A 12,884-nucleotide genomic window follows, 5' to 3' on the forward strand; every position below is an offset into this window, starting at 1 on the left:
TTTTAAAGTTGACCTATTAATAACATGCCGCCGGCAGGGTATCGTATTCCATTTGTATCTTTCCTCCCAATGACTCATGTGTTCTTCTGTAGTTGTAATCCTTAATCCATTCTTCTGCAAGTATCTGTACTTGCTGAGTATCTTCAAAGAGGTAGGCATCAAGGATACTTTCCCGAAACGTACGGTTGATACGTTCACTGTAACCGTTTTGCATCAGCCTGCCTGGTTGAATGTACTGTATCTCTATTTCTTTGCGTGCAGGATAAATTGGACTTGCTGGGTGCCCTAGAGATACCCATGTGACTCATGTTACCTGTAGTACTACGCAGACCATTAGAAATATCACGAACGGAATCCGCAGATGAAAGATGGCAGAAAAGCATACTAACAAAGTGTGTCCAACTGTTGATTCCTTTATGATGCTTGTCGCATTGGTATTTCTGAACCCATTTTATTAAAAATGTCACGGTCTACTAGACCTAAAATCTGAGAAAATACGTTTATATTTACTATGGCGGTAGTATTATTTTAGCGAATTAAATATAGCAATCACTGCTATATTAAACCACCGCCATTTTTTTTCTTATTTAGGATGCTTCTGACTTTTTATAAACATTTATTTATGTATATTGAAAGCTGCAAATTAATAGAATAAATCTGAAAATAATTAACAACCAATTGTTTAAGTAACCAATAAATATAATATCAAAAATATGTATATCTGACATTAAATTTTTTAAGATAAATAAAAAAGTGGGTACCAAAACACAAATACTTATACTACAAAAACAAGTAAATTAAAAGCAAATATGGAATTTGGCATTGAGCACATTAGCCCTGAAAACTTAAAAAAGAACGCTACGTATAATTTTACGCAATCATGTTATAATTTAATCATTACCCAGGAAACTAGGAACAATCTAATAATTAACAATAGAAATGTAGATTTAGAACCTTATTCAGTTCTTTTCTATACATCATTAACAAAAATTAAAATAAAAGAAATTTTTTCATTCCAATATGTTTTCTTCAGTGATCTATTTTATTGCATATCGGAAAAGGACAGTAGTTTGATTAAGCAAGTTCTAACAATGGGGCATCCCTCGGAGGGCTATGTAAAAATTGTTATACCCAAGGATTATATAGATTTTTCTCAATTCATTGTAGGAGAATTAACACAAGCGAAAGATAAAATTCCAAACCCTATGGTTAAGGATTTGATTCATCTAATGCTTACGCAAACATTTATCTATATATTTTTGGAATTATCAAAAAATCAAATAATTCCTACGGCAATAAATAGCCATCAAAGGAAATTACTGTGGAAATTTCAAGAGCTTATAAATGAGCACGTGCAACAACAAAAGAATGTATCGTTTTATACTGAAACGCTTAGAATATCTCCAAGACGATTAGCTGCAATTACAAAGAAAAGTTTGTCAAAAACACCAAAAGAGGTTATTACTGATGGGCTTATTAAAAAGGCTAAACAAAAGCTGTTTTACAGCGATTCCAGTATAAAGGAAATTGCATGGGAACTAGGCTTTAATGATGAAAATAATTTCAGCTCACTTTTCCACAAAAAAACGGGATTGACCCCTACTGAATTACGGAATTCATTGGTAATATGATTCACCATCAAATTAGCAATGAACTTTGAAGATCTCCATTATTTAACAAAGTAAGCAAAGCACAAGTCCTTCCCCAAGTCTTTATTGCCTACCCTAAGATAGTGTATAACAATTACATAATTTTTGAAATATTAATCGAAATTGCTGCTGGAAAAATAATATACTAGATTAAACTCAGCGGGTTCATTTAAAATCAAATAAAACATTCGTCGATAGCCTTGCATAGTTAATTTTCAAGTTTGTTAAGTAACTTATAATAACAAATAGCTTTTAGTACATGACAAAAGCGTAAAGTTTATTTTTGTGCTGTGGAAAACATCGACTATAAAGCGCTCTATGAGGCTAGTCTACGTGAAAAGGCTGCATTGGAAAAGCTACATGCTTTGGATAAGTCGATGTTGAACCAAGAGAATGCGACACTGAGTAAGGAATACACAACGCTGAACAAGCAGAAGATTAGCTTGGAGGAGGAGCGCGCATTACTGCTCGCTGATTTAGATAATCATCGTCGTCAGATCTTTGGTATTCGTTCGGATAAACTGGTTAAGTTAGCCATAACGGGCCAGTTAGATATGTTTAGCCTGAATGCTCCTGATCCGCTGATAGAACAGGTTGGACAAGAGCTGCAAGAAGCAATTAAAAAACTACAGGAGAAATCCCAGAATTCACCCAAAAAACCTAAACGGGTGTTACTTCCTGAGCACTTAGAGGGTAATTCTCAATCGTATGCAATTCGGCCAGAAGCATGAGCGCGCTTTGTAGGAGAATCCAACCAGACTATGCTATTATTCCAAGCTTTTCGTGTAGAAGTGGAGCAAAAGCAGCAAATAATGAAGGCTTAAATCGAATATATCCCTAAAAGATCCACTTACAATTGACGAGAGAAATCGTCTGCTCACCTGCGCGTAAAGAAAATTTAGACTTACACATAAATGATTATAACGCGTAAATTAAATTAGAAAAAAATAAATATTTTAAAATTTTACACCATTGAATATCAGGGTATTTCTTAACGAAATGACTTTAATCATTTTTTTTTTAGCTTTCGCAATATGTTATGTAATACATAAATTTCCTATATTACAATAACATTAGGTAACTATGATATGCGCGGGCTTATACTTTTATTGGGTATTATTATTCTAGGAATAAACAACCTTCTAGCACAACCTTCAGTTAGAATCAACATCGTGTTGAATCACGTGCAGAATTTAACAATTAACCCTGATCAACAGGTAGTAAATTTAAACTACAATACCTTGGACGATTATCGTACAGGCGTAGAGGTAACAAAAAATGCGCATCTATCTGTATTTAGCACCACACCATATGAGGTAAAGGTTAAGCTAGCTAACAATGAGTTTGTTAAACTTGGCAGTGAATATGAAGAAAGAGTATCTATGCCTGATATTCAAGTAAGCCCTGTTTCAACAACGCAAAACAGTGAAGTAGAATTTTCTACGAGTGTACTAACGACTGAAGGTAGAAAAATTATATCAAGCAGTGTTCCCACAACTTCTGCGGTATACAACATACAGTATAAAGGCCCAAAAGGCGAAAACATTATTCGTTTTGCAGAAAGAAATAAAACAATCGTATTTTATAATGATGTACTTTATAGTATAGAAACTAAGTAAAAAGCTAAGTAAGAATTCCTGCTTTATAAAGAAATTTCCTTTGTAAAGGAGGAATTTTTGTTTGCATGATTTTTTGGCTCCAAAGACCATATCTTTTGCGAATACTAGTCCCAAACTATCTCTTATCTTAAAGAGATCAAACAAAAAAATAATTACACCCCAAAGTGCTAAATATCCCCGAACGCTTGTGGACAGTATGTAGCTCAAAGTAAATTATACTGAACACCATTTGAGCAATAAATACTCTTTCATTTAATCCATAACTCAGCTACAAATTAGATCAATTTGAACTACAATATCCACCTTGAGGTAGCTGTAAAGGGATATAATTGTAGTCATACAAGGTTTAAAAAAGGCATGACTTTGGGACGTAAAATTTCATTTAGTCTAAAATTAAATATACTTGTAGCTTGGTCTCTACAAAATAGTACATTTTCATACTATTTTTAAGTTTTGAATACGTGGAAAAAAAAATCTCGCTGTAACTTTGGATAACAAATAATAGGAAAGCCTTATAGTCAAGGAAAAATTATATAGACTATCCCTATAGAAAAAAAGAGAATAATATAAATATAATGAAAAATCTAATCTTATCAGCAGCAGTATTACTAGGAGTTTCCTTCAGTGCTAATGCGCAAAATTCATCACCAGCTCCAGTTAAAGTTAAAGTGAACGTTAATTTAAATTCTTTTCAAAGTATTGAAATCGGATCGGGAGCAACACCATCTGGGGAGTATGGCGATATTGTAAATTTAACTTACGCTGATGCGAATGATTACCGTAACGGTATATCTAAAAATGTTCCCAACCAGTTGAAGGTTTCCTCCATTGGCTCGGGCTATAAAGTTAAAGCTAAACTTTCTCAAGCAGTATTAAACCGTACTAGCGCTGAAGGAACGCAAAACATTCAAGCAAATGAAATTTTAGAAATCCAAGTTGGTAAGAACTTATCTGGCGCTACATCAGGAAAAATCGTTACTCCATCTGGCGTAGAATTTACAGGTTTATCGGCTAGCAACACAGGAAGTGCATCTGTTTTAGATGAGCAGTTAGATGTTAAATATTTTGGTAAGCCTATTCCACAAAATAAACTACAAACGTATTTTAATAATGTTGGCAATAAATCATTGTCATATACTGTAGATGTTTTATACGAAATTTTACCACTGTAATCCACTCATCTACAACAAGTAAGATAAGTAGCTACATTTTGTAGCTGAAACGCTACAAAAGTAAAATACTGCAAAAAATTAAAGGTTTATGGCAGTTTTTAATACCTACTTAGCTTACTCAACCATCTATCTTTGCATAGATTTTTAAACAACTAATTAAATTTCAACAACAAACTAAAAAATAACTCAAAAAATGAAAAAGTTAATTTTGTCTGCATTCGTTCTTTTAGGAGCTTCAACAGTCTCAAATGCGCAGACCCCTAATCCTGTAAAGGTTAAAGTAAATGTTAATTTAAACAGTTTCCAATCTATTGAAATTGGATCTGGAGCTCAAAATGGTGGAAATGGTTACGATGATGTTGTAACACTTACCTATGCTAACGCGGAAAACTACCGTAATGGTGTTTCTGCTTTAATTAACAATCAATTGAAGGTAACTTCTGTTGGTACTGGTTTTAAGGTTAAGGCGAACTTATCAAATATCAATTTAACACGTACTAGCTCTGCAGGTGTAGAAACAATTCCAGCAAACGAGATTCTTCAAATTGAAGTTGGTAAAAATTTAGCTGGCGTTACCTCAGGAAGAACTGTTGATGTAAATGGTCCAGAGTGGAACTTAAGCGCTGTATCTAGCGGTCAAGCCTCAGTATTAGACCAAGAGTTAGATGTTAAATACTTCGGTAAACCAATTTCTGATTCAAAATTGAAACAATATTTCAATAATGTAGGAAATCAAGCAATTGCTTACACAGTTGACGTTACTTACGAAGTAGTGCCTAACTAAAATATATTTTTATACAAGTGGTTTTTAAAAAACCACTTGTATATTATTTAATACCATCCTCCTTAGAGCCAAAAGTTTCGACTTTATACCACACATCTTCTTTCGGATTTTATCTTTAATCACGTATCTATATGAAAAATATTGGGCTTATTATCTTAATTATATTATCTGCATTTAGTACTTTAAGCGCACAAACAGGACTTACTGTTGGTCCTCCTCGCGTTTATTTTATTGGTGGGCCCGGGGCGAGCATGGTTCAATTAGTAGATGTTACAAATCCAAGCAAGGACTATAGCTTAGAACTTGCCGTATCTTATGAAGATTGGTCCTATTCACCAACAGGTGACAATCAGCTTTTTCCAGCAGGCACCCTTGCAAACAGCTGCTCAGATTGGTTAACTATCTCAGAGCCATTTTTTGCTTTAGCACCAGGAGAGAGTAAACAACTACAATTAAACATTAAAGTACCAGATACGCTGAGTGCAAATTCTCAATCAGTACATACCACAATGTTATTTGTAACACAGATGAATCCACGTGCTAACGCACAGCAAGAAGGTGCAAATATCCGATTAGCTGTACGCTCAGGAATTAAAATTTATCATAGACAGTCTCAAACGGCTAAACAAGACGTAGAAATCAACAATTTAGTTTATCATAAAAAAGACAGTACAGATGCATTTCTGGAGCTGGATTATTTAGTTAATAGCAACACTTGGACAGAAGGAAATATTCGTATTGAATACTTGAATCAAGAAACTGGAAAACTTACAAAGACTAATGATGTGAGTTTTTATGCGCTTCCTGCTGATAAACGTAAATTTTACAGCCTTATTCCCAATGATTTAGCTAGGGGGCGTTATGTAGCTACAGTAATGCTTATGTATGGCGATCAGCCCGATATCAAAATTGGAGAAATAGCGTTTAATCATGAATAACGTTGCACTAAAATATTTAATTTTCTTATATGTTTTTTTTGCGCATTTGCCCGTTTCAAACGCGCAGATGCAATATTCTGTTTGGTCAAATAACTACATTTTTTTAAGTTCTTATTTGGGATATCAATCTCCCGAACGATTTACTACTGTTCAGTTCAGCTTAAGTACTCCACAATATTCACAAAGTGAATGGTCCTTATCGGTGCGCCTGTTAAATTCTATAAAATTAGAAAGCGGAACCAATCGAATTGGAAAAGATTTCCCAGCAGAAAAAATTAATTTAAAATGGACTGGCGATAATAACGATCCTTTTATGCGCTTACAAAGCATCGGGTCAACCTTGGAGCCATTAGTTTTACCAAGCTCTGGTGAAATATTTCTTATAAATAGATCCCGAACACCAATAAATACAAATAATAGAACATCAGCGCTCTATCAACTCTATAGCCAGATGACCATCGCTCAAGGTCGATATCTGGAAGATTACTTAAGCCCAGATCCTTACAGGCATGTCACCTACCGGTTTCAGCTCTTATATACTTTATACGATAATCAAAATAGAATTATCGGAACGCAAGTAGTAAATCATTCTCTACAGATGCCTCCAAAACTAACAGACGGACATTTGGTAGATGTAGAACCTGATTTTAGCATTGCGGTGGATCAAAGAATGGATGAGGTGAACCTCTCCTTTAAAAACCTTACCGACTATAAACAAGGTGTGTCTGTTCAGATTCCATCCGCATTTACAATACACGCGAATACAGATTATGAAATACGAGTTAAAGCGCTAGAAAGCGACATGATAAGTCCATCTGGAAGCGTATTACCTCTTAGTATAATTAAGATTATTTTACAAAATGAAACCAACAGTACAGGAACAACAACTCCAGTATCCTTATCTACTAGCGAACAAGTTGTTCTTAGGGGAACCTCAAAAGATAAAAACATAAAGCGTCATACTGGTGTTAAGTATGATGTAAATATTCCAAATAACATTTTAAAGGATCTGACAATAGGTACCTATTCCGTTTCTATACTTTATCAATTGATGCCACTCTAGTAAAATGCCTACCCTTCCAAGTCATATTCTTAGAATTATATTTCTCATTACACTTCATATTACTGTTACTTGTTTTACAGTTAACGCGCAGAAATTAAAATGGAATATAGAAAGTCCACTTAAAGTAGAAAGAGGGCTAAATACTATTTCATTCAGCTTAGAGAATTTGGATCAGACCGATTTAAGTGGTCACTTTGAAATTGATCTTCCTAAAGGTTTTACAATCCTTGGGGCAGCAACTATTCAGGCCTCTATCCCAGGAAAAGCTACACGTTATTTTACATTCCGTGCTCAGGTAAATAACTTAAGCCTTGTATCGGACACTAAGATAAATATACTTCTAAAAGATAAAGAAGGAAAACTAGTAAGTCAAAGGACGCTAGATATTAAAATTCCACGTTTTAGAAAAATTACAATTACAGATCAGACTCCACTACAAACTTTTAGGCTTCAAGGAGATAGCATACACATTAAGCTAAATATCCAAAATGAAGGTACTGTAGAGGAAAATTTTAAAATCGTACTCTCTAGCCCAAATAGGTATGGAAAGACTGTATTCAAAGAATTCTCTATGTTTCTTTTACCCGGAACCGATTCTGTTCTAATATACAGTTTTATTGTGGAGCGCTACATGACAAGCCTGAGCCAATACCTAGTTCGTGTAACGGGAATTAACGATCAAGACGATCCCTTTGGGAACGTACAACTCGCTTTTTACAACCGTAGCTCCAGCAGAGATTTTAATGCTAATGATGCGATGCGGAATAACCTGTGGCAAACAACAGGCAATAATTTGGAACTTCGAGTTTCAAACATATTCAATCAGCAACAAAACTATAGTATGTATAGCACCGGGGAATACGAAACAAAGACGGGGGCTATTCGCTACGGTGTTAATATGGCAAACTGGCAAGGTTTAGATCGCATATTTGTCACCAATACTTATTTAGAGCTTGAACATAACAGGCACCAAATAACTGCAGGTAATCTGCAAGAATCCTTAGAGTCTACCTTCTACGGACGCGGTATGAAATATGCTTTTTTAGATACTGCGAAGGGCACTGCCGTAGACTTCGGGGTAAGTGACAATAGCAACGAACTATTAAGTTCTTACCAACCAGGATCAGGTATTCCCCTTACAGCTTTTGCTAGGTTACGCTTAGGAGAATTAAAAAAGGACCGAAAATTCTATGATGGTCAAGTAATTTTTAATAGAAATACCATAGATACTACAGGATTTTTATTGTGGACTAATTCCTTTGACATAAGTCCAAAGAAAGAAAAATCTTCAATGGTAGGTTTTGTAGGAGCGGGAACAGCTTTTCATTTAGTACGAAATGATGAGAAGTATCAACAAAATGCTATCGCCCTAGGTTGGAAAACCACACAAGAGTGGAATAAAATGAGGTTTTTGATGGACTACTTCTACTCTACACCTTACTATCCAGGAAATAGAAGAGGCGTGACACAGCTTCAACACCGAGTTAGCTACCCATTGGGCAGATGGCAAGGTGCTGTAGGCTATAACTTTCATGCCTTTACTCCAAAAAGTCTAACATACTATTCTTCAAACTTCAAAAATAGACAGCAGCGTCTTGAGGCACAGTTCACTGGCTCTACGCGAAAAGGAAATGCCTTTATTACCTTATCACCGAGCTATAATACAGAAAATGCATCTTATAGTTTCTCAAATATACCTTTTGAGCTTAGTAGTAAAAGTTATTTATTACAAACAAATGGGCAATACTTCAGTGCTAATAGAAAACATAATATAAATATTCTTGCTGAAGGGGGATATATAAATGTTAACAACCCTAATCAAACCGACAACAATAGCTCCGGCGAGATAGCCCTAAGAATGGATGCAACCTATGGTTACGGTCAAATTCGTTTTATGGGCGGATTTCAAAAAGGTACGTTCCAATTATATGAATTATTTAATAGCATACTTTATAATACTAGTCTGAGTACGCAGTATTCATTCGGCGTGCAGGCTAGCGGAGCATTTTTAGGTGATAAGGTAAAATGGAATTTAAATAATACAGGAAGATACAGCAAACTTTGGGGGTTTAATGTACTAAATGTTGGTAGCATTGACTACCAATTGAAGAAAACTACACGCATCTCCATGCAGGGGCAGTTTACTTATACTAAGGGTTTAAGTAATAACCCCTATACATACAATAACGTACAAATGGTTGTAAAACAGCAATTACCTTCTGGAAAAATCATAAATAAAAAGCCTCAGGGAAATGTTAAAATGTTTATTTTCTATGATAACAATTATAACGGGGTATATGACCAGGGTGATGCTGTAGCATCAAATTACAATTTAATGTTTGGATCTGTTTCCTTCTCTACCAATAATAAAGGTCAGGCTGTTTATAAAAATATTCCTTTTGGCGATTACGTGATTTTTACTCCACCCATCAACAACTATAGCGCTAAATCAAAAGTTGTAAATGTTGATTCAAAATCAGTTAACGTGCAGGTAGCATTACAACAAGTTTCTACTCTTAACGGAGAAATTATTTTAGAATATAATCCTGCCTTTGATTTAACAGTTAATACTAATCTTAGCGGATATAGAGTTCTAGCCGAAGCGAGCGATGGAGTTATTTATACAGCCGAAACTGATGAAACCGGAAAATTCATACTCCAAGTTCCACGTGGCAAATATATAATTTCGCTCGATAAAAATAGCTTTGCTGAAAATGTTCTCAGTGAGGAAAAATCTATAGAAGTAGAGTTACAAATTGGAGAAAAATTAAAAATAAAACCCTTTATTTTAAAAGCTAAGAAAAAGAATATTGAAATAAAAAGATTTGGATCTTAAGAAGTAGGTCAAAGATTATAAACTTTGAAGAAAACTTGAAATGAAGAAAAATTTCATTTATTATACTGATAGAATTCCTTGTTATTGTATACTTTTCCTTTTAAAAAGTGTATATGAATAAAAACACTTCAAGACACCTAATTTTCTTAGCTAACCTCATTCAAACAAAGATATAAAAACACAGAGATTAAAATCATTAAGTCATTAATAACTACTAAATAATGGCCTTAGAATTTAAAACTAAGGCCATTAGAATAATATATAATTTGAAAAACTAATTAAATAGGATTACCCTTTAAATCGAGAAGTTAATTTACTCCAGAAACTTTTCTCCTTCAAGTTATCCCCATAACCGTATCCATAACCATAGCCATAACCATAACCACGTTTAAAGTCAACGTCGTTAATTACAACAGCCATATTATTAAGCTTACGTTGATAGAATAATTCTTTAGGCACATTTAATAAACGTTTATCCAGATAATTTGCACGGGCCACATAAATTGTCAAATCGGCATGTTCCGCTATTAGTATAGTATCTGTTACTAAACTTACTGGAGCAGTATCAACAATCACAAAATCATAATTTTCTCGACCATAATCTACTATATCTGAAAAATGACCATTCATTAAAAGTTCAGCTGGATTAGGAGCTATATATCCTGAATATATGATATCAAAATCATAAGGAGCTGGCTTGCGAATAATAATTTGGTCTATCGGCATATCAGGATTTATCAAATACTGGGTAATACCGACATTTGTATGTTTCAAATGAGATAAACCTAAATAGTCTAATACTTTAGGGGATCTAATATCTGCGCCAAGGAGTAACACTTTCTTTCCAGACATCGCTAGAATTTTAGCAAGATTGGTTGCTATAAAAGATTTACCTTCACCTGAAGTAGTTGAAGTAACATAAATTACCACACTTTCTCCCTTCTTCTTTGTTAACATAAAAGAAATGTTTGTACGCAGAATACGGATTGCTTCTGCTAAAGAAGAACGATCATTCTCTTTAATAATTGGATATTCGGAGGTTGGAATTTCTCCCAGTATAGGTGCAGGAAATTGATCCTCAATATCACGTCTTGAGTGTATTTTATTATCTAATAAAAATTTAATATAGAGGATAATAAATGGGATAATAAATCCTAAAATTAGAGCACCCAGTAAAATAATTGATTTTTTAGGTGCTACAGGAATAGATGAACCATATGCCTCATCAATAATTTTAAGATTTGCTGGGGTTGCAGCAGCTTTAATTTCAGTCTCTTCACGCTTTTGTAATAGGAATAAATATAGAGCTTCAAAAATTTGCTGTTGACGTGATATGTCCTTGTAATCTCTTTCTTGATTTGGCAATTGTCCTAATTTGCCTGAGTACTTACTTGTTTGAGCTTGTATAATATTAACATTCGTTGACAACACATTTCTATAATTATTTAATGACGTGTTTAAGTTAGCTTTAATATCACGGATGTTTTTATCAAGATTCTGTACTATTGGATTGTCTGGAGTAGCTGATTTAAGTAAATCTTCACGTTCTAAAATCAAATCATTATAGGACTTTACTGTGGCTTCAATAGATGGATCATTAAGTCCAATATTTGATGGTAATAGACCTCCTTCATCAGTCACTGTTTCACGCATCATATCAGCTAATCTCAGCTGTGTTTGATACTCTACAAGCTTTCGCTCATTTTCAGTAGCAGATTGCATATACATCTGAACCTCTGAGCTCATATCTACTAAATTATTTCGATCCTTATAATCAGCTACACGCGAATCAGATGATGATAAATCCCTAGTAATAAGAGCCAATCTATTATTTATAAAATCAGATGTCGCTCTTGTAACTTTAATTTTATCTTCAGCAGCATCAATATCGTATTGTTGCACCAAAGAATTTAAAATCAATGATGCCTTATCACGATTAGAGTGATTAATCGAGAAATTTACTATAAAAGATTGCTTTTCTTTGTTTGGAGTAACCTGAATATCGTTCAATAAATTATCAATAACCTTTTGAATAGGATCAACATTTATCACCATGTTATTCTCCAATTTATGCGAAGCATTAGGAACAAGCATTACTGCTCCAATGGGTGTAAGAAATTTCTTCCCAAAAGTATAATTCTCAATAACTTGATGGTTATCACTTAACTTTAGTTTTCCTTCACTTATTTCAACCTTTAATTCATACGAAACACTATCAACATTCTTATTATTGGGATCTAATAATACAATTTTTATCGGAGATTGCTTTTCTAATAGTTCAGAACTTTTAACTTTCCCTTTCGATTTATATGTAATATTAAGTTTATTCGTTTCGATTACTTTTCTTAGTATCCTTCTTGACTTTATTACATCAATTTGATCGGAAACAAAAGCCGATGTCTGACTGCCCCCGCTTGCTAGAGAAGCGAGTTCTGATAATCCAGCTAAATCTCCGGAAGCTTGTTTCTCGTCCTGTAATAAGATTTTAGCATCAGTTTTATAAATTTTTTCGGCATAGCGTAAATATATGACTGATATAACAACGCAAACTATAATGGAAAACAAAAACCATTTCCAAAAATAAGCGTACTGTTCAAAAAGTTGTCTTAAATTTAAATCCGATTCTTCTTGAATTGGTTGTTGTGATTCGTTGCTCATTTAAAATATTTAATTACGTACGAAAATAGCTATTAAACCAATAATTACACTTGACACGGAAACAAAGATGGAAGTATTCTGCGTATATTTCGATGATTGTACACGAGCGCCATTAGGCTCTACATATATTACATCATTTTGTGCCAAATAATAAACTGGTGAATT

The 12,884-nt window shown here is 34.0% G+C and carries 11 protein-coding genes; 8 read left to right on the forward strand and 3 right to left on the reverse strand.

Annotated elements, in window-relative coordinates; translation table 11 throughout:
• Positions 1-16: 16 nt before the first annotated feature.
• Complete coding sequence (locus FLS47_RS09645; protein WP_223225212.1) at positions 17-268, reverse strand: integrase core domain-containing protein; 252 nt, start codon at positions 266-268, stop codon at positions 17-19.
• A complete protein-coding gene (locus FLS47_RS19000; RefSeq protein ID WP_149914170.1) occupies positions 195-467 on the reverse strand; it encodes a DUF4372 domain-containing protein in 273 nt (90 codons plus the stop codon). The genes FLS47_RS09645 and FLS47_RS19000 overlap by 74 nt, the downstream gene beginning before the upstream one ends.
• A gap of 603 nt (positions 468-1,070) precedes the next feature.
• Here FLS47_RS19000 and FLS47_RS09655 point away from each other — a divergent pair.
• The 8 genes from FLS47_RS09655 to FLS47_RS09690 all read left to right on the forward strand — a co-directional run bounded on the left by FLS47_RS09655 (position 1,071) and on the right by FLS47_RS09690 (position 10,061).
• Positions 1,071-1,631: a helix-turn-helix domain-containing protein gene (locus FLS47_RS09655; protein WP_188347403.1), complete on the forward strand. Its 561-nt coding sequence runs from the start codon at positions 1,071-1,073 to the stop codon at positions 1,629-1,631.
• Positions 1,632-1,939: 308 nt separating this feature from the next.
• A complete protein-coding gene (locus FLS47_RS09660; RefSeq protein WP_149914172.1) occupies positions 1,940-2,380 on the forward strand; it encodes an IS66 family transposase in 441 nt (146 codons plus the stop codon).
• A gap of 357 nt (positions 2,381-2,737) precedes the next feature.
• Positions 2,738-3,268: a hypothetical protein gene (locus FLS47_RS09665; RefSeq protein ID WP_149914173.1), complete on the forward strand. Its 531-nt coding sequence runs from the start codon at positions 2,738-2,740 to the stop codon at positions 3,266-3,268.
• Positions 3,269-3,843: 575 nt separating this feature from the next.
• Entirely contained in the window at positions 3,844-4,440 is a 597-nt protein-coding gene (locus FLS47_RS09670; RefSeq protein ID WP_149914174.1) for a hypothetical protein, read from the forward strand.
• 193 nt (positions 4,441-4,633) lie between these two features.
• A complete protein-coding gene (locus FLS47_RS09675; protein ID WP_149914175.1) occupies positions 4,634-5,224 on the forward strand; it encodes a hypothetical protein in 591 nt (196 codons plus the stop codon).
• A gap of 131 nt (positions 5,225-5,355) precedes the next feature.
• On the forward strand, positions 5,356-6,162 hold the full coding sequence (locus FLS47_RS09680) for a fimbrial biogenesis chaperone (RefSeq protein WP_149914176.1): 807 nt from the start codon (positions 5,356-5,358) through the stop codon (positions 6,160-6,162).
• A complete protein-coding gene (locus tag FLS47_RS09685; RefSeq protein WP_149914177.1) occupies positions 6,155-7,225 on the forward strand; it encodes a hypothetical protein in 1,071 nt (356 codons plus the stop codon). Before FLS47_RS09680 ends, FLS47_RS09685 begins: the two co-directional genes overlap by 8 nt.
• 4 nt (positions 7,226-7,229) lie before the next feature.
• Entirely contained in the window at positions 7,230-10,061 is a 2,832-nt protein-coding gene (locus tag FLS47_RS09690) for a COG1470 family protein (protein WP_149914178.1), read from the forward strand.
• A 288-nt stretch (positions 10,062-10,349) separates the two neighbouring features.
• Here FLS47_RS09690 and FLS47_RS09695 read toward each other — a convergent pair whose 3' ends face one another.
• A complete protein-coding gene (locus FLS47_RS09695; RefSeq protein WP_149914179.1) occupies positions 10,350-12,719 on the reverse strand; it encodes a GumC family protein in 2,370 nt (789 codons plus the stop codon).
• Positions 12,720-12,884: the final 165 nt, after the last annotated feature.

It is taken from the genome of Sphingobacterium cavernae, assembly GCF_008520265.1.
Taxonomy (GTDB): domain Bacteria; phylum Bacteroidota; class Bacteroidia; order Sphingobacteriales; family Sphingobacteriaceae; genus Sphingobacterium; species Sphingobacterium cavernae.

What these genes read in the sequence shown, in the direction of transcription:
- FLS47_RS09665 (WP_149914173.1), top strand. Translation starts at nt 2,738, where the DNA reads ATGCGCGGGCTTATACTTTTATTGGGTATTATTATTCTAGGAATAAAC.
- FLS47_RS09670 (WP_149914174.1), top strand. Translation starts at nt 3,844, where the DNA reads ATGAAAAATCTAATCTTATCAGCAGCAGTATTACTAGGAGTTTCCTTC.
- FLS47_RS09675 (WP_149914175.1), top strand. Translation starts at nt 4,634, where the DNA reads ATGAAAAAGTTAATTTTGTCTGCATTCGTTCTTTTAGGAGCTTCAACA.
- FLS47_RS09680 (WP_149914176.1), top strand. Translation starts at nt 5,356, where the DNA reads ATGAAAAATATTGGGCTTATTATCTTAATTATATTATCTGCATTTAGT.
- FLS47_RS09685 (WP_149914177.1), top strand. Translation starts at nt 6,155, where the DNA reads ATGAATAACGTTGCACTAAAATATTTAATTTTCTTATATGTTTTTTTT.
- FLS47_RS09690 (WP_149914178.1), top strand. Translation starts at nt 7,230, where the DNA reads ATGCCTACCCTTCCAAGTCATATTCTTAGAATTATATTTCTCATTACA.
- FLS47_RS09695 (WP_149914179.1), bottom strand. Translation starts at nt 12,719, where the DNA reads ATGAGCAACGAATCACAACAACCAATTCAAGAAGAATCGGATTTAAAT.